This window comes from Bacillus thuringiensis, from assembly GCF_022095615.2.
GTDB classification, from domain to species: Bacteria; Bacillota; Bacilli; order Bacillales; family Bacillaceae_G; genus Bacillus_A; species Bacillus_A cereus_AG.
Genome location: NZ_CP155559.1, coordinates 555,405 through 578,408, shown reverse-complemented (window position 1 = coordinate 578,408; position 23,004 = coordinate 555,405). Strand labels below are relative to the sequence as shown.

Genomic DNA, 23,004 nt, shown 5'->3' with positions numbered 1-23,004 from the left:
ATCATAAGAAATAAGAGAACTTCAGCTTATATAATAAGCTGAAGTTCTCTTATTTCTTAACAAAAAAACACCTACAAAAACTACTCTTACAATTCCTTACATCTCTTTCCTTACTAATTCATTTAGAACTTTTCACATAACTAATCGCCTGACTCCCCATTTGTATCCATGCCTTTTCAAAGTTTTCTCTTGGCATTTTTACATCTAGGCTATCATCGAGTGGATCTCGAATATATACAAATTCCTTATCGTATCCAACAAGTACTACACAATGTTCATTATACGTAATAGAAATATCTCCACTATTTGTCTCCCATGTAGTAAATTCGTCCTCATCTAATGGCGCAAATGTTGCATTCGTAATCATAACTACCGGTTGTCCTGATTTTACACTCTTATATATTTCTTCTATACTCTTTCCTGTTAAGTCCACAGCTTTATTAGGTAAATACTTTTTCGCTAATTGAAAAAGTGGTCCATGATATACACCATATCCAGATTCAGAAAAGGTATAAATATTTCCTACAAATCCTTCATTCGGATTCCCACGTACACCCTCTATCATAAAATCAACTTTCTTTATTTCATTTGCTAATTTCATCTTATCCACTGTAATGCCTGCGTATTGTAACATCATCGCTAAGCTCGTCACTTCACAGCCTCTATCTAGCTCTGGTAATTGCTGAATTAAAGGTACATTTGATAAGATGACCTTTTCATCATTATTACTAAACTCCGTTTCTTTTCCGCTTTGTATATTGAAGAATGTCAACTTCTCCATATACTTTGTAATTCCATTTGTATATACATTCCATACTGCGATAGCTAGTAATGCTATACATATATACCACTTCCATCTCCGTATCACTCTCACGCCCTTTTTAGTTCGTTAAATAAGAATAAAACGCGTCAGCATCCGTGCGAATCACCGGTACAAAATTTAGTTCTTTTCCTTTTTCAGGCTGATCTTTTTTTATTTTTCCTGCTAATTCTTGAACATTCATATTTGTTTTATCCATATTAAGCTCGTCTGCCATTTGCAATACTTTTTGCTCATTAATTTCACTTAATACTTGATATATATCTTTACCATACAAATCAATATGATATTTTTTTGCTTCTTCCTGCACTTTTTGTTCGTACACTTCTTGTGCTAACGCTTCTATCTCTTTTCCTTTTTGTGAAATACCTAACTTCCCTGCTTCCTCTCTTACTTTCGTTCCATAGATTTCTTCCGCAATATCCTCTATTTCTTTTCCATTTGTCGAAATGCCTAATTTATCCGCTTCATCGCTAATTTTAATCGTATTAATTTGAGTAATCAAATTTACAATTGATGTATTTTCTATAGATATGCCTAACTTTAAAGCTTCTTGCTTCACTTTTGTTTCATAGATTTCTTCTGAAAGAGTTCCAACATCTTTTCCTTCAATCGAAATTCCTAACTGCTCAGCTTCTCTTCCTACTTCCGTTTCATGAATTTCTTTTTCTAGCGTAATTTGTTCTTTCCCTTCCGTTTCAATACCTAGATTCTCCGCCTTTTCTTCTGTATGCACCGCATGTACCTTGCCATTGTTTAATTGTTCTTTACTGCGCTGCGTGTAATCTGTCTTTCCTTTTGATGTTTCAGAAGGAGAGGCACCCCCTAATATACTTAAGCTCATTACTCCAATAGTGAATACCGTCATCATTTTCTTTTTCAAAATTAATTCCTCCCTCTTACACTTTCTTTTCCATCATTCCCTATACATAATCAAAATAACATTATGATCGATATAATCTGTTCACATACCTTTTTATAATCACTTCTTCATGCGACGAACTTTCTGTATATAATACATGTTATAAATAGTTTCTTAACTTTCCCTTAAAAAAAGACGACCTTGTAAAAACAAGATCGTCTTCTCACTTATATTCTTTGATTTTTAGGAAGAATTACTTCAAAACAAGTCCCCTCTCCCCATTTGCTCTCTACTGATACTTTCCCATAATGCTTTTCTACAATCCAATTCGCGATTGAAAGGCCTAATCCCGCTCCTTCTGATGCACTTCTCGCTTTATCTCCTTGATAAAAACGATCAAATAATTTTGGAATGTCCTCATCTTTCACTCCTATGCCGTCATCTTTCACTCGTATACGAATTGAGTTGTTCGTTTGCGTACAATCAATTTGAATATGCCCACCTTCATTCGTATACTTCATCGCATTATCTAACAAGATGACCATCATTTGATGAATTCTCTCTCTATCGCCCATAAATGATATGTCATTCTCTACTTTCAATATCATCTCTTTTTCTTGATAAGAAGCAATTTCCTTATATGGATCTACTATTTCTTCTAACAATTTATCCATTTCAAATGTTTTCTTATCCACCTCAATTTGATTAGAATCAGAACGTGCTAGCAATAATAAATTAGCTACAAGCTTAGATAACCGTCTACATTCCTTTGAAATCGTAGAAATATCCATCGCTTTTTCTTCTATTGTCGCAGATGGTGACTGAAATAATATATCTGTTTTGGATTGAATAACCGCAAGTGGTGTTCTTAATTCATGCGATGCATCAGAAACGAACTGTTGCTGCTTCTCCCATGAATTTTGAATTGGTACAAGTGCCCTACCAGCTAAGAAAAAGCCGATTCCTATTGCACATAAACTTCCTATGCTACAACCAATAATAAGAATTAAAAACAATGTACGCAGTACTTCTGTTTCAGTCGTAGTTTCACGTAATATTTGAAATGTGACATTCTCTCCCGAACGTATAGTTTCTTTGACTGCCACGGTTCTATAACTTTTTCCTTTTATTTCTATATCGTAGAAATCTCCAATTTTTTTGGGAAATAGCTTTATTTTGTTTTCTTCCAGAAAACTACGATCTCGAACTCTCGGATCAATCTCTCGCAATTGCTTACTTTCGTCCCATATTAAGTAAAAAGCTTTTGAATCCCCTATACGTAATTCTTTACCCACCTCAAATCGTGGAGGTCCTAGTGGCTTTTCTCTCGTTATCTTTATAATAAAGTCCTTTATCGATTCATCTACTCCCTTATAAATTTCATTGGATGTATATGAATACACTAAACTTCCTAACACTCCAATTAATATAATAAACACTAACGAATTTAATATAGTCAGACGAATGCGTGTTTTTTGAAACATACTTCCCTTTTTCATTGTTCTTTTAATATATATCCAATACCTCTAACGGTTTGAATATCTTTCTGATAACCAAATGCTTCTAATTTTTTACGTAAATGATGTACATATACTTCTACAATTGCTACTGTCGTATCGGAATCAAATCCCCAAACGCGATCAAAAATTTGTTCACGCATTAAAATCTTTCCGCTATTTTGAACGAGGTACTCTAAAAGCTCATACTGTTTTAATGTAAGCTTAATACCTTGTCCATCTACTTGAATATCTTTATCTTTTCCGAACAGTTCAATCCCTTTATAACGAATGGTCTGCTTTGTTGTTAGGCTACCACTTCTGCGTAACAAAGCACGAATTCTCGCTTTTAATTCAGGAGCCTGAAACGGCTTAACAATATAGTCGTCTCCACCAAAATCCAATCCTTTCACCCGGTCTTCCAAAGAATCCCTCGCTGTCAAAAACAGGACTGGCGTTTCAATCTTTTCATTGCGTATTTTTTGAATCACTTCAAATCCATCCATCTCTGGCATCATCACATCAAGTAGGATTGCATCATAAATGTTTTGCAGTGCTAAAAATAATCCATCTTCTCCATTCAACGCTGTATCTACTTCAAACTCATCACATAAAATTTGGACAATAGACTCTAATAAAGAAGCATTATCTTCTACTACAAGTAAACGCATATTTTCACCTTCCACCATATTGTTCAATTTTATTTATAATTACATTTTAACGTTTTTCTCGATATAAAATTTGGAAGCTCTATTATAAAAGCTCTTCCTTAAATTTTGCTTAATAAAAAATTGAAAGAAATAGATTCCCCTTATCTCTTTCAATTTTTTACTACGTACACCTTTTTACTCGGCAATTCTAAACAATTTAGCTGGCCACCATATACAGCACCGCCATCAATCCCTATAATACGATTACTACCAAAATACACTCCACAATCATCATTACCATGAAGCGTCTTCGTTTCCGTATGTCCAAATACAACAACCTTTTCACCACTATACCCATTATGAAATTCATTACGGATCCACATTAACGTGTATGGTTCAGATTCAGAAACTCGTTTCATTGGCTCAACACCAGCATGCACAAAGATATACTCTTCTGTTTCAATGTAATGATCTAATCCTTGAATAAACGTTACATGTTCCTCTAATACATGAGATTGTAAAATCGGTTTTTGGAAGTTTTCCTCATTAACCGCAATGTCTTCTTCTACAAATCCATAGCTATATAACGTTTTATCTCCACCATTCCTTTTTACCCAATGGCTCCATGGACGCTCCTCATCTGTCGTTAGCGCCTTAATCATCATATCTTCATGATTTCCTTTTAAAACAAAGGCACCTTCTTCTTTTAAATCTTTTACCTTTTCGATTACAGCACGCGCATTGGGACCACGATCTATATAATCCCCTAATAGAATTAATTGATCTTGTCTTGCATCGTATTGAGCCTCTTCCAATAACTGTTCGAACTTTTCTATTTCTCCATGAATATCACTAATAACAAGAATTCTTTTCATATTATCCCCTTCTTTCTAAGACACTCTCTTTCTAATTATAGTTCAAAACAACAGAAATTTCTGAATCCATATTCATTACAACTAAAACACTTATCCTTACAACAATGTAAGTCTCTTGTCATCCAATTCGATAGTTGCAATTGCTATATTTCCTTATACTAAAAGTAAGAAATGAAACAAAAAACAAGGAGAGATGAGAAATGAAAAAAGTGATGGAAGTTGTAGCAGCAGTGGTAGAGGTTTTCGTAAATGGCAAACAAGTTGCAATGGAGCTAAACAAATAATGAAAAGGACAAGATTCATTCTAGACCCTTTACTCATATAAAAGAGATAAGACTTCTTCATTTTTTTGATCCCTTATCTCCTTGTAAAGAAAGCCGTATCCTTTTTCGGGATACGGCTTTTTCTTATTTTTGACTCGTACGAGCTGAAATACTAATTGCTCTATCAGTTGCTTTTGCAGCTTCATCTAACGCTTCTTTACTATTCTTCCCGTCATACATTGCTTCTAATGCTTTTACAACTGCATCTCGTGATTCTGGGAATACACTAATTAATGCTCCTTGAGTTGCTGGAGATTGCTTCGTCGCTTGTAATTGTTCTACCGTTACTTTTAGCTGTGGATATTTTTCATATTGCTCTTTTACTAATGGTTCATTATATGCGTCTGGATTAATAGAGAAATAACCTGTTGCAGTATGCCATTTCGCTTGTACGTCTGGCTTCGTTAAATATTTCATAAAGTCCCAAGCACCTTGTTGCGTTTCTTCTGAAACCATATTCGTCATCCATAATGATGCTCCACCAATAACAACACCATTTTGTTTCGAATCCTCTGGATACGGAATATATGAAACACCTACATTAAACTTAGATGCATCAATTAAATCACGAACACCTGCTGAAGAATCTAAATACATAGCAACTTGTCCTGACTGGAACGCGGCACGAATATCATCCCAACTTGCTCCATACTTTCCAAGCGCACCAGCTTTATTTAATTCATCTAACATCCCAAATACTTTCTGTCCTTCTTTACCATTAAATACCGCTTTCTTTGCTGCATCTTTACGCCCGTTTTCGTTATCTACATATAAAGCACCTTGTGTCGCTAACAATTCTTCAAAGAACCAACCATAGTTAAGCATGGAGAATCCATATTGTTTTACATTTCCGCCTTCTTTAATCGTTAACTTTTTCGCCGCTTCTTTTAACTCAGCATATGTTTGCGGAGCTTTCTCAGGATCTAATCCAGCCTTCGCGAAAGCATCTTTATTATAAACTAATACTGGTGTAGATGAATTAAATGGCATAGAATACATTTTCCCATCAACTGAATAATAATTTGTAATTGCTTTTTCCAACTTTGAAGTATCGTACTTATCTTTTTTTATCCAGCTATCAATTGGTGTGATTTTTTTGCTATCAATCATATATTTCGTTGTAATTTCACTCGATTGAACAAGCGCTGGTGCTTCTTTCGTTGCAGACATCGTTCTAAATTTCGTTAAAGACTCTTCATATGTCCCTTGGAACTCTGCCTTTATCTCGTATTTATTTTGTGACTTATTATAGTCTGCAACAAGACCATCTAGTATACCTTGTGTTTTTCCACCCATCGCATGCCAGAAGCGAATTACAGTTTTATCACCATTTTTTTCAACTGGTGCTACTTTTGCCTGCGCTTCAGGTTTCCCCTCTGTTTTACTATTTGAACAAGCGGCACTAGATAATGCCATTGTTGCTGCCATCAATAGAGCAGCACCTTTTTTAACTAGACTCATTTTAATCTCACCTTCTCTTAATTATTTAATTGCACCTTTTGTTAATCCTTGTTGTAATTGCTTTTGCCCTAAAAATAGTAAAATCAGTGTTGGAATGACAATAACCGTAACACCGGCCATTACGCTTCCCCAATCAGTTGCAACTTCTTGAGACTGAAGCTGCTTTACACCAATTTGGACTGTTCTTACTTTTTCATCAGTGGTCACTAAGAGTGGCCATAAGTACATATTCCATGTTGTTAAAAAACTATATACTCCAAGCGTAATAAAACTCGTTTTACAATACGGAATTACAACGCTGAATAAAAACTTTACATTTCCAATCCCTTCAATAAAAGCAGCTTCTTTCAGTTCATTCGGAAGCGTCATAAAATGTTGACGTAGTAAGAAAATACCGAAAGCTGTTGCAAAAAACGGCACTGTCATCCCAGCGAAACTATTGATCCAGCCAAAGTTTTGAATCGTTAAAAAGTTAGGTACCATCGTTGCTTCCCACGGAATAAGCATCGTTGAAATAAACAGGAAGAAAATTAAGTTTCTCCCTTTAAACTGAAGAAAAACAAAAGCATACGCTGCTAAGCTTGATACGATAAGTTGTCCAATCATAACGACTGTCGATACTATTAAACTGTTATATAAGTATGTAAAAAGCGGTACTTTTTGAAAAATATTAATGAAATTATCAAAAGTAAATTGAGTTGGAAATAACCTTCTCATTTGAATATCATCTGGTGTCATAAAGCTTATTAAAAACGCATACAGTACAGGAAAAAATACCATTACTGCACTAATAATGAGCAGCATGTATAATAGGAAATTTTGCTTCCACTGTTTAACAATCATTTATAATGCACCTTTCTCTCAGCAAACTTAAATTGAAGTAATGTAGCAATGAAAATGAAAACAAATAATACCATCGCTTGTGCACTTGCTGTTCCAAATTGATGATTCACAAACGCCTCTTTGTAAATCGAGTACACAATTAAATTCGTTGCATCATTCGGTCCACCGTGCGTTAAAATATCAATTTGTCCAAAGCTTTGGAACGCACTAATTAACGTTACTGTTACGATAAAGAATAAAGTAGGTGATAGCATCGGTAATGTAACACGGCGAAGCTTATATAAATAGCTAGCACCATCTATAGATGCACTCTCATATAAAGACGTATCAATATTTTGTAAACCACCTAATAGAACTAAAAATGCAAATCCTGTATTCACCCAAACTGTTGTAACTGATACTGAGAATAGCGCCCAATCTGGACTCGTTAACCATGCAATTGCAGGTAGATTCATAGAGGCTAATATATTATTAAATAATCCTACACTTGGATGAAATAAAAATAGCCAAATCACTGCACTAGCAGCTACTGATATTCCCATAGTGGAAGAAAATAATACACGGAATAACCCAATACCTCTTACTTTTCCATTTGCAATCAATGCAAGAAATAAAGCGAGTATAATACTCGTAGGTACTGTATATACGACAAATAATAAAGTTGACTTTATGCTTTTGTAGAAAGCAGGATCAGAAAATAAGTATTGATAATTTTCTAAGCCAACAAAAAGATTAGCTTCTCCATGTATATCTGTTAAATAAAAGCTATAGTAAATCGTCCTAAACAATGGATAGAACAGAAAAATCGAAAATAGCAAAATAGATGGCGCCAAAAACAATAATCCTATTCTTAAATCTTTCGTTCTCCCCCATAATTTTTTCTTTTTTGACACCTTTGTTTGAACTGGTAACTTACTTACTTCGATCATTATTTCGCCACCACTTTCAACTCTTCTTCAGCTACCACTTTTAAGCGTTCATTCGTGTTTTGGTTAAAGAAGCATAACTTTTCTTGCGAGAATAATAATTTTACTTTGTCACCTTTGTTCAAGAGTAACTGTCCGATGACTTTCGCACTCCAAGTTGTTCCATTTACCGTGAAGTTTAATATAGATTCGTTCCCTAATACTTCTACAGATTGTAATGTAACTTCTTGCCCTTCCTCAGACAGTTCAATATGTTCAGGACGCATACCTATTCGAATTTTTCCTTTTGGTAATTGCTTTAACCGTCCATTAGATAATGGAATTTGCAATTGCCCTATATGTAATACGCATTTTTCTTTGTCCACTTCTCCATCATTTATATTCATCGAAGGAGATCCTATAAAGCTTGCAACAAATTCATTTGTTGGTTCGTTATATATATCAAGCGGTGTTCCAACTTGCTGTATGCTTCCTTTATTTAAGACCATGATACGATCTCCCATAGTCATCGCTTCTATTTGATCATGAGTAACGTAAATCATTGTAATTCCTAACCGTTGCTGAATTTCTCTAATTTCAATCCTCATTTGCGCACGTAATTTCGCATCTAAATTCGATAGTGGTTCATCCATTAAACAAATCGGCGCTTGACTCACGATTGCCCTAGCAAGCGCAACACGCTGTCTTTGTCCCCCTGATAATTGTCCTGGCTTCATTTTTACATATTCTTTTAGTCCTACCATTTCAATTGCTTCCATTAATCGCTTTTGTCGCTCTTCTTTTTGTACTTTTCTTACCTTAAGTCCAAATAAAATGTTTTCTTCCACAGATAAGTGTGGATATAGCGCATAATTTTGAAATACCATTGATAGATTACGGTCTTTCGGCTCTAGATCATTTGCAACACGTTCATTAATAATTAAATTTCCCGAAGAAATTTCTTCTAAGCCAGCAATCATTCGTAATAGTGTACTTTTCCCACATCCTGAAGGTCCAACTAAAACAAAAAATTCTCCTCTCTTAATGTGAACTGATACACCATTAACTGCTGTCTCTTCCGCATTTTTATATACCTTTGAAACATTTTTTAATTCAATCACAAGGTTGCACTCCTTTTTTCTTCTTGTATCCATACTTCATAATGACTCGTTGAAATCGCACTTGCTCCTGCACGAATAGCAATTTCCGCATCCTCCCGTGTTTGAATCAGCCCGCCTGCAATAATAGGAAATTCTATTTCCTCTGCTAGCTGCTTAATAATTGAAGGCATAATACCAGGCATAATCTCTACCGCATTCGGTTTAGTTGTTTTACAATTCTCAATTGATTTTGTAAGAGATAAAGTATCGACAATAAAAATACGTTGAATCGTTTTTAATCCAATTTTATTAGCATTTCGAATTGTCGAGCCTTTTGTTGAAATAATACCTTGTGCTCCGATAACATCTTGAATATACAAAAGAGCTTCCTCTGTATTCGTATTTAAACCTTGTATAAAATCACAATGAAGAAATACATCATGTCCATGTTTCTGTAATTCATATACACGCTCTGGTAACTCCAGCATTGAACCAGTCATAAGAAAAACTGTTTTTGGTAATTTTTTGTATGCTTTGTATCCTTTCCAATCCTTTATCATCGCAATATAAGGTTCTTTAAACATTTATTCCACCTAGCTTTTCTATTTTTATCCAAACTAAAAACACCTACTTACATAGAACACCTTTCTCCTTATTTGAACTCTAGGGAATAGAGCACACCTAAGAAAGTGGCACGTTATATGTAAGCGGGTGTTCTCAAATGTTCTCTACCCTAGTTATTTTGTTACCTTTACTATATTACGCATTTATTAAGTCAGTTTTGATAGATTGTTAATTAGGTGTTAATCGAATGTTAATATTCACCATATCCTCTTAACAATAGTCTAGATATACGAATAAACTCCAACAGCAACCAACTATCTTAAAATTTAAGTGATATACAAATTTATTCCATAGTTAATCGGTTTTAGTTTTCTCGCAACTGCTTGTGAAGCATAATTATCCCAAGAAGTACTATAGTTACTCCATATACCATTCATAATCTATTTTTCATGCCCAAAACAAAAATCCCATTCAAATACACATTACTGAATCCATCATACTAAATGACTTCTTCATTCTGTCTATCTAAATGGGATTACTTCATACTTGTTATTCCACTGGTTGTGGTTGTGGCTGTACGACTTCATTCGCTCCAGCTACCCTCAACATATTTGCAATATCTTTAAAACCTCTTTTTTCAGCATATTGCAGTGGCGTAATATTTTCCTTATTGGCCATATTTACATCTGCCCCGTGGTCAATAAGCATTTGAATTACTTTCTTATGATTTTCACTACCATTTCCTAATACGATTGCTTCTACTAAAGCTGTTCCACCACGAGCATTTCTATAATTCACATCAATATCTGTGTGCTCTAATAGTTCTTTTACAACCTCTACATGGCCACGTTCAGATGCAGAAACAAGTGCTGTTCCACCTGACTTAGTCGTTTCTTTCGTATTAACTCCTGCATTAATTAATACTTTTACAATATCCGTATATCCTTCTCTACTTGCATAAAGAAATGGATTACTTTGTTTCTCATCTTTACTTTCAATATTAGCACCTGCACCAATTAATGCTTTAACTGTTTCTACATGATTTTGATACGTTGCTGCAAGAATAGGCGTTTCTCCGTTGTCACCTTCTACATTTATATTGGCTCCATCTTGAATCAGCTTCATAGCTGTTTCCGTGTCCCCAAGAGTTGCAGAAAGTAGCAACTGTTTGTCCATTAAATTTATACTTTTTTCTTCTTTAGATTCTTCCTGTTCTTTATGCTTTTCTTTTTTCTTTTCGTTTTTCACATGAACCGGTTTCGATTCTGGCTCCTCTTGCTTATCGCAAGCCACTACCGTCATTAAAAGTCCTAATAACATACATAATAAAATTTTTTGTTTTCTCACAACTACAGCTCCTATGAAAGATAATGTTTTCTTAACCATTCCTCCATCACATACAATAACTCTTCTTGAGTACATTTATCCATAAGCCCTTTATATTCCTTCTTTAATCGGATTATCTTAAAACCTATACTATGTTTCTCAACCTATTGGAATGATACGCCTGATGGCCTCATCATTAACATTATGAAGCAATTAGTTTAGCACGATTTTACCGCATTTGTATACATTTCTAAAAAGTACATAAATGATTGCTTTAGGTTACTATATTCCATTGTAACCGTTCTTCTAAAAATTTTACACCTTTTCTATATTTACACCTGAGTAATAATAAAAAAAGACAACTATATAGTTGTCTTTTTCTATTATTAATGATGCCCACCGTGATTTCCCTTTTTCGGGTTCCCCATCATCTCTTTATTCATTTCCCATTTATGCTCTGATAACTCTTTATACGAAAGAACTTTCCCTTTATAGTTAGACACAAAGCTTTCTGCATCCTTTTTATTTTCAAATGAAATAACATTATAAGCCATCGGTGTCGTTATTGTTTTATCATATACGTAAGTCGCACCTTCTAATGAAATCCACTCTTTCGAATCATAATCTCGAACAAATTTTTCTTTCGTCTTTTCACCTGGATTAATCTCCATCCATTTATACATACAACCGATATCATCAAACTTTAGCGCTTTTCCATTTTCTAAAATAATTTCTGTTGCAAATTGATTATCCATTACCCCAATTTGGCAAATATCACACTTATCATGTTTCTCATCAATTGCCACCGCCTCTGCTTGTTTCTTACCACATCCCACTATTGCAAAGACAAAAAATAAGCATATAGCAAGCATCACATACTTCGTTCTCATTTTATTTCCTCCCTAACCGTATCTTCTACAAGGAGAATACCAAAAACTTGTGTGAGATTTGTGAAAAAACAATGTTCTTTTTGTAATATACGGAACAAAAAAGATGTGTAGTCATTTCTACACATCTCTCATCATTCACAACCTGTAATTAATAAATCGTCTTCTAACGTAACTAATAATGTATCTGTATTAATTTGCTGCCCAGCAACTACATTTACTAATCTTATATTTCCACTGATACCGATCGCAACTTTTTCTAGTTCACCGTTATTTTTTCGAATCATCATTAATTTTTCCCACTCATATACGTAAGAAGATTCATTAACAAAAATCTCTTCTACTTTTCCTTCATAAGAACTATAAATCTCTTCCATTCTCGTTTTCATATAAAATCTACTCCCTATTTCACACTTCAATATTTTCATCTTATTCTACCATTCTTACGGAGAGCAGCTTACTTTTTAAAAATTCAAATTAACTCCCGTGAACAAAATGACCAAAATAAAAATTATGCTTCTAATGATGTTATTTTTCAAATTATTTACCATTTGGATGGATGCTTTTATGATAAACAAAAAAACTTTTTTCTGAATTTTCATTACATTTTGAAAGCGCAATCATTTTTGAGGGGGAGATTACATGTTAGCACTACTTGGATTTGCGATGGTATTTGTCTTTATGTTTTTAATTATGACGAAACGTATGTCTGCACTAGTAGCATTAATATTAATTCCAATTACTTTCGCATTAATTGGTGGTTTCTATGCAAATATGGGACCTATGATGTTAGAAGGAATCCAAAAACTAGCACCTACTGGTATTATGCTTATGTTTGCTATTTTGTATTTTGGAATTATGATTGATAGCGGTTTATTCGATCCTGTCATTAGTAGAATCTTGAAATTTGTAAAAGGGGATCCTTTAAAAATTGTTGTTGGTACGGCTATTCTTACGATTATCGTTTCATTAGATGGCGATGGAACAACAACGTATATGATTACTGTTTCCGCAATGTACCCACTATATAAACGCCTTGGAATGAATCCACTTATATTAGCTGGGGTTGTTATGTTAGGAGCAGGAGTGACAAATCTTACACCGTGGGGCGGACCGACAGCTCGGGTTATGAGTGCTCTTGGACTAGACGCATCAGAGCTCTTTACACCACTTATACCAGGAATGATCGCTGGTGCAATTTGGGTCGTTTTCGTTGCTTACTATCTTGGAAAAAAAGAAAGAAAACGATTAGGAATTATGGATGTACAATATTTAAAACAAATGCAAACGATGGATGAGCAAGCTGCAACAGTGGAAGCTGCCGTTCATAAACGCCCTAAACTTCTATGGATTAACTTTTTATTAACTGTTACCTTACTTGTCTGTCTCATACTAGAAGTTATGCCGTTACCTGTTTTATTTACAATCGCTTTCGCTATTGCTGTTATGCTCAACTATCCGAACTTAGAACAACAGAAAGAACGTATTGCTTCTCACGCAGGAAACGTATTGGCGGTTGTTTCTCTCGTATTTGCTGCTGGAGTTTTCACTGGTATTCTATCAGGAACAAAAATGGTAGATGCAATGGCTCAAAGTGTAGTCACTCTTATACCAGACGCTCTTGGACCACAACTACCAATTATTACAGCTCTTCTTAGTATGCCATTCACATTTTTCATGTCCAATGATGCATTTTACTTCGGAGTCTTACCTATTTTAACGAAAGCTGCCGCTACTTACGGAATTAGTGCAGCTGAAATGGGACGCGCTTCATTACTCGGGCAACCTGTTCACTTATTAAGTCCTCTTGTCGCATCCACTTATTTATTAGTCGGAATGGCCAAAGTTGATTTTGGTGAACATCAACGCTTCACTTTATTGTGGGCAGTTGGAACGACAATGGTGATGTTGATTACTGGAATTGTAATTGGGATTATTCCAATATAAGATAAAAAAACAGTAGGGGACATATATCCTCCACTGTTTTTTATTATGAAGAAACAAGAAAATATCTTCTTTCTGGTCTCCCTACACTCCCATATGTAAGCTCCGCATGAACTTTCTTTCCTGATATTAAATACTCTAAATAACGCCTCGCTGTTGATCTGCTTACTCCTACCATTGTACTTAACACTTCTGCTGTAATTCCTTCTTCATTCACTGTTAACATATGCTTTTTTATTTTTGCTAAAGTTAAAGGATCTATCCGATACGATAAACTTAACTAAATCTATACAATTCAATCAAATTTACACAAATTAGTGCTTCATCGTGTTCTCGCAACCCCGAAGGGACGAGGGGTATAACACTCCACACGAGGCAGTATCGTTACCTCCTATTATCAAGCATTTATTTTACCCATCTTGATAAATTTATCGCAGCATTTACATCCCTATCGTGATGGCTATTGCATGGAACACAACGCCACTCACGTATTTTTAAACTCCACTGTCCTTCTGGTTGAACTGAATGGTCGTATTTCACTCCGCAACATGAGCAAATCTGGCTTGAGGCGAACCATGTATCAGCTTTTACATACTCAATGCCATACTTCTCGCACTTGTATGATAAATATTGAAAGAAGAAGTTTAATTTTTGAAATGAAAATGCTTTCGATAGTTTTTTGTTTTTTAACAGGTTTGAGATAGATAAGTCTTCCACAACAATCCTCATTGGTTTGGTTTTCACCAATTTAGCTGTTGCTTGATGGATATGGTTATTTCGGATATTCATAATTTTCCTAGATAACCGCAGGTGCTCAGTTTTAGCTTTTTCATATCCGGCAGATTGCATTTTTACACCTTTTTTAAATCTTCTAGACATATCTCTTTGTGCTGATTTTTTCCTTTTCAAAAGTTTTTTAACCTTGGCATCTTTGTTTATATTTCGTTCTTTCGTACCATTAGAAGCCACAAACAGCTCTTTTAAACCAACATCCACACCAATCGACTCATCGGTTAATTCTTGTGCTTCAAAGGATTCTTTGAACCCTACACTAATCCACCAGTGACGACCATCAAAGGTAACTCTTGGATTTGATGGTTTTTTGTTTCTTGGTAGTTGTTGGCTTGTTTTCACTTCTCCAATGGACTGAATATGAACTACTTTCTTTCTTATAATCAGTCTTTCATAATTGGCATAAAATCCTTGGATTAAATCTTTTTTGGATTTATAAGAAGTGTGATAACCATTTTGGTACTTTTTGAACGAATGTTTCCTCGCCTTGTCAAAATCTTTTGAAGCCTGTTTGGGAACTTGTGCGTTGATGTCATGTAACCACTCATATCTCTTTCGCTTCTTGATCTTTGTAAATCGTTTCTGTAAAGCTAACTGTGAAACAGATTTTCCAAATAGCTTATAGTATCTATCACTCATTCTTTTACAATAGCTATAAGCGAATCTTGCAGCACCAGCATGGTTTCTAAGCACTTTTTCTTGTTCAGGCGTTGGAATCAGTCTGACTTTCTTCGCCAATATCATCAGAATTTAAATCCTTTAATGGAAGATTTGTTCTTCTGAATCGTAGCGTGTTCCACCAGCATTCTCCTAAGACTACTAGGATACAAACCTGTTAATTCCGATACTTGACTAACTCGTGAAAATTTCATTATTATTCTCACCTCATTGAATTTACCATAATGCATAGATTCGGTAGATTCAATGAGACTTGATAGATTTAATTAAATTTATCTCGTTCAACTAAGGGCGCAATTCCTTAGCCAGTTCTCTTATGAACTTCTCCTGTTTTCACATGAGCGCAGACTATATGTTTATCTCTTTAGAGATAGAGGATTTTTCCATCACCATAGGCTTGTGATGTACTCTCGTCAGTTATACGAGATAGTCGTTGAACGTTCATCTTATCCATTTTGACTTAGATGATTCGAGGCGGAAGACCCATTGCTCTAGTGTTTAGGATTTAACCTTGCACCATCTGATTGATTTTTTCTGCTTTCGCAACATTCACGCTCACCATTTCTAGCCACGTTGTAGTTCAATCAGCTTTAGGGATTGCCCGCAGTTAACCCTCACTACTAGCCAATCACTTGACTAGCAGGGCTTACTGATATATTTAATTAACTTTCGGTATAATTGGTTAAATAAATCGTAACAGTTAGTTACCCTTTCGGAGCATATTCTATTTCATTTCCCTTCACGCCTCTTTGAGACCATAAATATTCAATTTGCTCCGTAGATAATTGATTGTTTTTCTTTAACTGTATAATCTTTTTTTGATAGCCTTCCAGACTTGCTTTAAATCGGTCAAACATTAGTGGCTTTACGATATAATCTGTTACTCCGCCTCGCAGGGCGTGCCTCACTACATCTGTTTCCGATGCAGCTGTAATCATAATAATATCTGTATCATGTAAATTATGCCTAATGTACGTGACAAGTTCCGTTCCTTGCATATCAGGTAAGTACACGTCTAATAAAACGAGCTGTGGCTTCACAAAATCTAGCCATTCTTTCGCTTGTTCTCCAGTCGTTGCTGTTCCAATTACTTTAAACCCCTCAATCTTTTCAGTGAAACGACGATGAATGTCCGCAATTCGAATATCATCTTCTACAATCAATACTTCAATCTCCTCACCCATTACAACTCGCCTCTCTCTTTTGGTAATGCAATAATAAATAATGCACCACCTAGATCCCCTTTTTCGATTGCAATACTTCCATTTAAATCTTCTACTAACTCTTTCACTTTTGCTAATCCATATCCTCGCTTCCCGCCTTCTTTCGTCGAATAGCCTTTATAGAATATGCTAGTAATGACTTCATCATGAATCCCTTGTCCTGAATCTTCCACTTCAATTACTATTTCTTCACCGATATCAGTTACAAACATTCTTACTTTCTTATCATTCTCTTCATTTCTGTCAATCGCTTCAAATGCATTCGTAATTAAATTCCCTAAAATAGAAACGACATAATTACTCTCAATGTGCGGGCTTAATTTGTCTAAGCTACTTTCTCGATCTAGCATAAAATCAATCTTCAACTCTCGTGCTCTATTATAGAATCCAATTAAAATTCCACCTAACCATGGATTTTGAATTCGCTTCATAATAAATTGAACAAAATCTTGATATACCGCTGTTTCCTTATGAATAAGCTCTAAAGCATCCTCATATGATTCTAACTGAATAAGCCCTGAAAGCGTATATAACAAATTGTTATATTCATGCGTTTGCGCTCGTAATGCCTCTGTATATTGCTTCGTCTGAGATAATTCTGCTGTTAACTGATCCATTTCAGATTTCAAACGTAAGCTCGATACAACGCCCGTTACTTTACTCTTTACTTTAATAGGTAGACGATTCGCAATCACAGCTTGCCCTTTTATATTTAATTGACGATCAAACTGTTCTTCACCAGTTTGAAGTACATCTAGTATCGTTGAATTAGGAATTACATTTAAAATAAATTCTCCAATAATATTTCGTTGTTTATCTAGCGAAAGAATATCATAAGCTGCTTGATTGACTAAACTAATCATGCCATTTTGATCAATGACAATAATCCCTTCGCGTACAGATTGAATCACTGTACTATGCTCTTCATATAAAGATGAAATTTCTTCTGGCTCCATCCCAAACATCATTCTTTTTATACTTCTCGCTAAGTATATAGAGCCGATTATCCCAATTAAAAGACCTGCTATTGTAATCCAAAACACACGCTTTCCATACACTTCTACGGCTCCATGAATATCATCCATTGAAAATCCAACGGACACTACGCCAATAATTTCGTTTTCCTGATTACGGATTGGAACTTTGCCGCGTAATGAAGGGCCCAATGATCCGGTCGCTTTCGAAACATAAGATTCTCCTTCTAATAACACTCCTTCGTTATCTCCACCAACCATCGCTTCTCCTATTTTCTCTTTCTGAGGATGTGCATAACGAATTCCTTCTTTATTTCCAACTACAATAAAATCAGCATCTGTATCATTTCGAATTTTTTCTGCAATTGGCTGAATAATAGAAGCAGGATTTTCTTTTTGAAAAGCTTCCTGGATTTCTGGTATAGCAGCAACTGTTTTCGCAACATGCAAAGCCCGTTTCCCAATCTGCTCTTCTACCGTTTCAGACAATATGTAATAAAATAAATAACTCGTTAACAGAAGTACAACTAAAATAAGTGTACTAATTGTTAATGTAATTCTCGGTTGTAGTTTTAATTTTTTAAATTTCAAAACCATTCCCCTAACATGATTAAAGATAGAATTTAAAGAAAATACAGTCTTTTATAATTACACCTAATCATAACACGGTTACTCTATATTTCTTTATTTTTATCTTCACCAAAAAAAGAAACGAGATAAAATTACTACCTCGTTTCTTACCATTTTTTATTACACTTTAAATTTCCCAATCATCTCTTGTAATTCTTCTGCCATTTGCGATAAATGAACTGCTGCTGCATTGATTTCATCTACCGATGCTAATTGTTCTTCTGAAGAGCCAGCAATATTTTGAACGCTTGCTGCATTTTCTTCAATCGTAGCTGCAATTTCATTAATAGATCCACTAACTTGTTTTGCATCTACTGTCATTTGTTTCGCTACCTCTACCATACTATCAATTTGTACAACTGTATCATCTGTAGACTTCAATATTTCAGCAAAGCTTTGCTTCGTTTCATTTGCAACTACAAGTCCTGATTGTACTTCTGTCCCAACTTGCTTCATAGAGCTTACTGTTTCTTTTATGTCAAATTGTATCTCTTTTACTAGGTTTCCAATTTCCGTAGAAGACTGTCCTGATTGTTCTGCTAACTTTCGCACTTCATCTGCTACAATTGCAAATCCTCTTCCTTGCTCTCCAGCTCTCGCAGCCTCAATTGCAGCATTTAATGCTAATAAATTTGTCTGCTCTGCAATATGTTGAATCACCTCAAGGATTGCTCCGATTTGTTTAGACTTATCATCTAACAAAACAATCACTTTATCTGATTGTGAAACAGACTCATGGATTAATTGCATTTGATTCACCGTTTGTTCAACTAACTTTCCACCATCTTCAGCCTTTTTCTTCGTATACATAGATGCTGTGGATACTAATGAAGAACTATCTGCAACACGCTGAATTCCTTCTGTAACTTCTTCTAATAATGTTGCCCCTTCTTCAACTTCTTTCGTTTGTATTTCCGCTCCGCTCGACACTTGCTCTATTGCTTGTGTAATTTGTTCCGTTGCTTCACTTGTCTGCTTCATACTAGCTGTTAATTCCTCTGAAGATGCCGCTACATGACTTGCTGAAGTATTTATATTGGAAATGACATTCTGTAATGATGCTGCCATCTCGTTAAAGCTTTCTCCTAGCTGTCCAATTTCATCTTTAGAATGAACTGTAATTGATTCTGTTAAATCACCTTCACTAATCTTTTTCGATGATATAACAAGTTGTTTTAACGGCTTAATAATAGAAGCAATTATGAAGTAAATTAAGATTCCGCCAATTATTAATGAAATACCAATAACAGTTATCGTTTTATAGAAAATAGGTTCAGCTGCCTCAATAATTTCTTTTGAAGGCATAATTCCTGCTATTTTCCATCCCGTCTGCTTATTTGTTATAAAGGTAATATTGCGATCCCCACCATCAAGTTTGAATTTAAACTCACCTGTTTCCTGTTTGTATAATTCTTTCTCCAGTTTTTCTTCTATTTTATTACCTGGCTTCATCGTCGGGTGCGCTATTACATTTTTAGATTGGTCGAAAATCGCTACATATCCTTTTTTGCCGATATTGACCATTTTTGAAGTATTTACAATATCATTAATAATTAAATCAATGCCGATAACACCACTTTTATCCTCATTTTGTTTTGCTATTGTAATAACAATATTCCCTGTCGTACTTGACTTATATGGGGCTGTGATAACCACTTCTCCACTTTTTTTCGCTGCTTCTTTATACCAATCTCTTTCAGTAGGATTATATCCATCTGGCATTTGAATAGACGGTGATTGAATAAATTGTCCAGTACTAGCTCCCGTATAAATTGCTTCTATTTCTGGATGTAATTTATTATATTCTTCTAATTTATTTTGCACATTTTGGAGCTGATCCGTTCCATAACTTACTCCATTAAATAACTTGGTAAAATATACTGCGTCTACCTTTTTACTGTCTATCTCTTTGTTAATAACATTGTTTAAAATCTTTACGTTATCTTCCGCTGTTTGTAAAATTGTTTCATTAAAGTTTGTCTTTGCTTGCTGATAAGACGTCCAACCAATTACAATACTTGGAAGAATTAAAATGATAACAAATGATACAAGTAACTTTGCTTTTAAACTACTACTCCTCAATTTCCCTTGAAACATATTTCTACCCCTCCATAACATTTTAAATGTAATTACCTTACATTTAATTTCTTTATATAAATTATACGATTAAATTGTATCAACTCTTTGTCTCTTTTTCTATTAAAGAGTTAATACATACCTTTTTCATTCTATATAAATTAAATAATTAAAACAATATATAAAAATGTATATTATTCGAAATATTATAATTCACAGAAGAACCTCTAGTATCTCACTTACTAGAGGTTCCTCCCACTTTACTATTCTTTATCTTTTTCTACTTCTTTTTTCTCATCTTCTAATACAGATACAACAGGTTTATCGTTTGATAATTGTTGTACCGCTCCTTTTCCTGCAAATCCTTCTAATAACTCTTTTAAATCAATGCCAGAAGAAGCTTTTAATGTTTCTTGCATCGTTGCCATTAAATCAGTCGCATAACCTGCAACTTTTCCAGCGCCGCTATTTTTACCACCGCCGCCTGTATCGACAACTGTAATCTTATCAATGTTGCTAAGTGGACTTGCAACTTCCTTCGCATAACTTGGAAGCATGTTAAGAACCATATCCATAATCGCCGCTTGGCCATATAACTCAAATGCCTCTGCAATTTTTTGTTTCGCTTCCGCTTCTGCTAAACCTTTTAATCTGATAACATCTGCTTCCGCTGTACCTTGTGCTTTTTGTACTTCTGCTTTTGCTTGACCTTGCGCTTTTTCGATTTCCGCCTTCGCTAAACCTTCTACACGAACTTCTTCTGCACGTGCTCTTGCTTCCGCTTCAATTTTATATTGATCTGCATCTGCTTTTTTCATTTGTTTTACTTTTTCCGCTTCTGCTGATTGTTCAACAGCATAGCGATCTGCATCTGCCTTTTTCTTTACTTCTGCATCATATTGCTTTTCACGACGCGCAATTTCTTTTTCTTCTAATTCAATTTGCTTTTCACGCTCAATGATTTTAACTCGCATTTGCTCTTCTGTAACACCTTGTTGCGCTTTCGCCTGTTGTAATTCGTAAGAAAGATCCGCATCTGCACGAGCTTGTTCTTGATCCCTCTTATAAGATTGTACTTTTAATTCTTTATGTTTTTCAGCTTCAGCGATTTGTGCATCACGTTGATATTCTGCTTCTTTTGCTTCTTTCTCAGCACGAGCTTTTTCAATTCGTGCCTCTTTTTCACGCTCTGCATTCGCAACTGTTGCATCACGCTTAACCATTGCAATTTGTGGCTGACCAAGCGCATCTAAGTATCCGTTTTTATCCATTATTTCTTTAATTGTAAAGGAAACGATACGAAGTCCCATCTTCTTTAAATCTGTAGAAGCTACTTCATGTACCTTTTGAGCAAATTGCTCTCTATTACTATACGCATCTTCTACTGTCATAGAAGATAAGATAGCGCGGAGATGCCCTTCTAAAACTTCTTTTGCTTCTATTTTTAACTCTTCTGTTTCTTTTCCTAAATATTGTTCAGCTGCTGTAGAAACTTCTTCAATTGTCGATCCTACTTTAATAATAGAAACACCGTTTACTGTAATCGGTACACCTTGTTTCGTATACGTATCACGTGTTCCCACTTCTAATTTGTAGTTTAATAGACTTAAAGGCTCTCCTCTTTGCATAATTGGCACAACGAAAGTACCACCACCGCGAATAATCTTAATCTTCTTTCCATCATCAGTGGTAACAACATTCTTTCCACCACCAAGCCAGTTCCCTGTCACAATTAATGCTTCATCTGGTCCAACTGTTCGATACTTCGTAATGAATACTAAAATAAGTAGAATTAAAATTGCGAGTAAAACTCCACCGATAATTAATGGAATCGTCATGTAAATTCCCCCTTATAATTTTGGTTTCTTTAAAGAATAGGCGATGTTCTGTACAAGCAAAACACCATCTTGGACTCCCTCGATAATAACTTCAGTTCCTTGTGAAATATCTTTCTTTCCAACTGTTTTAGCTAGGATTGCATTGTTTCCAAATTGGGAGGAAATTAATACTTCACCAAACCCTTCTGTAGGAATAGTCGTAATGACCTCTCCCTTACAACCAATGAATTCATCCATACGCTGCACAGTGTTTTGTTCTGCTTCTGCAATCGGCTTTAAAATTAATATTTTCATTATGAAAACACCAATAAAGGATATAGCAAATGCAGCCCCGAAAATAAGAATGCTATTAAAGGAAAATAAATATTCTCCTATATAACTAAGTCCACATAACATGGCGAAAAAACTAAGTAATAAAGTAACAACGGATACCGATCCGCCTCCAAAACTAAATATGGATTCAAATATATCTCCAAAAAAGATATAAATCACAGTGAGTATAGTAGCAATAATAAATCCATATAAATAAATTGTTTCAAGTGGATAACCAAACAAAACCATTCCTTATCCCCCTCTCTTAAACAATCCCTTTTTTGTTATGTGTATGCCCCACCTCTTTCAAAGATTATAGTTCTTAATTTTCAGTTATTTATCTTTTAAAGAAAAGCCTGTAAGACAGGCCTCTAAAAAAGAACAGGAGAAACCTATTGTGACAGGCTCCTCCTAGAAAATAACCG

General features: G+C 34.9%; 18 protein-coding genes and 5 pseudogenes. 1 reads left to right on the top strand and 22 read right to left on the bottom strand.

What is annotated here, in order from left to right; genetic code table 11:
- Window positions 1-118 precede the first annotated feature (118 nt).
- From KZZ19_RS02970 to KZZ19_RS02910, 14 genes and pseudogenes are all read right to left on the bottom strand, one after another.
- On the bottom strand, window positions 119-868 hold the full coding sequence (locus tag KZZ19_RS02970; protein ID WP_237981575.1) for a C39 family peptidase: 750 nt from the start codon (window positions 866-868) through the stop codon (window positions 119-121).
- 13 nt (window positions 869-881) lie between these two features.
- Window positions 882-1,703, bottom strand: coding sequence for a transporter (locus tag KZZ19_RS02965; protein ID WP_088095081.1), 822 nt, complete (start codon window positions 1,701-1,703; stop codon window positions 882-884).
- 206 nt (window positions 1,704-1,909) lie between these two features.
- A pseudogene (locus tag KZZ19_RS02960) lies at window positions 1,910-2,854 on the bottom strand (sensor histidine kinase); the annotation flags it as partial.
- Window positions 2,855-3,027: 173 nt separating this feature from the next.
- Window positions 3,028-3,166: pseudogene (locus tag KZZ19_RS31145) on the bottom strand (sensor histidine kinase); the annotation flags it as partial.
- Between the two features lie 11 nt (window positions 3,167-3,177).
- Window positions 3,178-3,849 (bottom strand): response regulator transcription factor, encoded by a 672-nt coding sequence (locus tag KZZ19_RS02955; protein WP_237981574.1) that lies wholly within the window; start codon window positions 3,847-3,849, stop codon window positions 3,178-3,180.
- Between the two features lie 149 nt (window positions 3,850-3,998).
- Entirely contained in the window at window positions 3,999-4,703 is a 705-nt protein-coding gene (locus tag KZZ19_RS02950; RefSeq protein WP_088095078.1) for a metallophosphoesterase family protein, read from the bottom strand.
- A 407-nt stretch (window positions 4,704-5,110) separates the two neighbouring features.
- Entirely contained in the window at window positions 5,111-6,487 is a 1,377-nt protein-coding gene (locus KZZ19_RS02945) for an ABC transporter substrate-binding protein (protein WP_098343597.1), read from the bottom strand.
- A 21-nt stretch (window positions 6,488-6,508) separates the two neighbouring features.
- Window positions 6,509-7,330, bottom strand: a complete 822-nt coding sequence (locus tag KZZ19_RS02940) for a carbohydrate ABC transporter permease (protein ID WP_088095076.1) — start codon at window positions 7,328-7,330, stop codon at window positions 6,509-6,511.
- On the bottom strand, window positions 7,327-8,259 hold the full coding sequence (locus KZZ19_RS02935) for a carbohydrate ABC transporter permease (protein ID WP_237981573.1): 933 nt from the start codon (window positions 8,257-8,259) through the stop codon (window positions 7,327-7,329). Before KZZ19_RS02935 ends, KZZ19_RS02940 begins: the two co-directional genes overlap by 4 nt.
- A complete protein-coding gene (locus KZZ19_RS02930; protein WP_237981572.1) occupies window positions 8,259-9,356 on the bottom strand; it encodes an ABC transporter ATP-binding protein in 1,098 nt (365 codons plus the stop codon). Before KZZ19_RS02930 ends, KZZ19_RS02935 begins: the two co-directional genes overlap by 1 nt.
- The gene (locus tag KZZ19_RS02925; protein WP_088095073.1) at window positions 9,353-9,919 is read right to left on the bottom strand and encodes a glycerol-3-phosphate responsive antiterminator; all 567 of its coding nucleotides are present in this window, start codon (window positions 9,917-9,919) and stop codon (window positions 9,353-9,355) included. Before KZZ19_RS02925 ends, KZZ19_RS02930 begins: the two co-directional genes overlap by 4 nt.
- A 529-nt stretch (window positions 9,920-10,448) precedes the next feature.
- Window positions 10,449-11,321 carry an ankyrin repeat domain-containing protein gene (locus tag KZZ19_RS02920; RefSeq protein ID WP_098343596.1) on the bottom strand — a complete coding sequence of 291 codons (873 nt, stop codon included), beginning with the start codon at window positions 11,319-11,321 and terminating at the stop codon, window positions 10,449-10,451.
- Between the two features lie 290 nt (window positions 11,322-11,611).
- Window positions 11,612-12,115, bottom strand: a complete 504-nt coding sequence (locus tag KZZ19_RS02915) for a nitrous oxide reductase accessory protein NosL (protein ID WP_237981571.1) — start codon at window positions 12,113-12,115, stop codon at window positions 11,612-11,614.
- A gap of 131 nt (window positions 12,116-12,246) precedes the next feature.
- Window positions 12,247-12,501: a hypothetical protein gene (locus KZZ19_RS02910; protein ID WP_088095071.1), complete on the bottom strand. Its 255-nt coding sequence runs from the start codon at window positions 12,499-12,501 to the stop codon at window positions 12,247-12,249.
- A 253-nt stretch (window positions 12,502-12,754) separates the two neighbouring features.
- Here KZZ19_RS02910 and KZZ19_RS02905 point away from each other — a divergent pair, with 253 nt between their 5' ends.
- Window positions 12,755-14,059 carry a CitMHS family transporter gene (locus KZZ19_RS02905; protein ID WP_088095070.1) on the top strand — a complete coding sequence of 435 codons (1,305 nt, stop codon included), beginning with the start codon at window positions 12,755-12,757 and terminating at the stop codon, window positions 14,057-14,059.
- A gap of 43 nt (window positions 14,060-14,102) precedes the next feature.
- On the opposite strand, the pseudogene KZZ19_RS02900 reads toward KZZ19_RS02905, so the two are convergent.
- The 8 genes and pseudogenes from KZZ19_RS02900 to KZZ19_RS02870 all read right to left on the bottom strand — a co-directional run.
- Window positions 14,103-14,318, bottom strand: a pseudogene (locus KZZ19_RS02900) (two-component system response regulator); the annotation flags it as partial.
- 143 nt (window positions 14,319-14,461) lie between these two features.
- Window positions 14,462-15,592 carry an RNA-guided endonuclease InsQ/TnpB family protein gene (locus KZZ19_RS02895; RefSeq protein WP_348638024.1) on the bottom strand — a complete coding sequence of 377 codons (1,131 nt, stop codon included), beginning with the start codon at window positions 15,590-15,592 and terminating at the stop codon, window positions 14,462-14,464.
- A gap of 641 nt (window positions 15,593-16,233) precedes the next feature.
- Window positions 16,234-16,710, bottom strand: a pseudogene (locus KZZ19_RS02890) (response regulator); the annotation flags it as partial.
- The gene (locus KZZ19_RS02885) at window positions 16,710-18,320 is read right to left on the bottom strand and encodes an ATP-binding protein (protein ID WP_432442719.1); all 1,611 of its coding nucleotides are present in this window, start codon (window positions 18,318-18,320) and stop codon (window positions 16,710-16,712) included. The gene KZZ19_RS02885 and the pseudogene KZZ19_RS02890, both read right to left, overlap by 1 nt.
- Window positions 18,321-18,473: 153 nt before the next feature.
- The gene (locus KZZ19_RS31140) at window positions 18,474-19,334 is read right to left on the bottom strand and encodes a methyl-accepting chemotaxis protein (RefSeq protein ID WP_432442723.1); all 861 of its coding nucleotides are present in this window, start codon (window positions 19,332-19,334) and stop codon (window positions 18,474-18,476) included.
- Between the two features lie 81 nt (window positions 19,335-19,415).
- Window positions 19,416-20,450: pseudogene (locus KZZ19_RS31135) on the bottom strand (HAMP domain-containing protein); the annotation flags it as partial.
- 242 nt (window positions 20,451-20,692) lie between these two features.
- Window positions 20,693-22,267 (bottom strand): flotillin family protein, encoded by a 1,575-nt coding sequence (locus tag KZZ19_RS02875; protein ID WP_237982651.1) that lies wholly within the window; start codon window positions 22,265-22,267, stop codon window positions 20,693-20,695.
- Window positions 22,268-22,279: 12 nt separating this feature from the next.
- Window positions 22,280-22,828 carry an NfeD family protein gene (locus KZZ19_RS02870; protein ID WP_088095065.1) on the bottom strand — a complete coding sequence of 183 codons (549 nt, stop codon included), beginning with the start codon at window positions 22,826-22,828 and terminating at the stop codon, window positions 22,280-22,282.
- Between the last annotated feature and the right edge of the window lie 176 nt (window positions 22,829-23,004).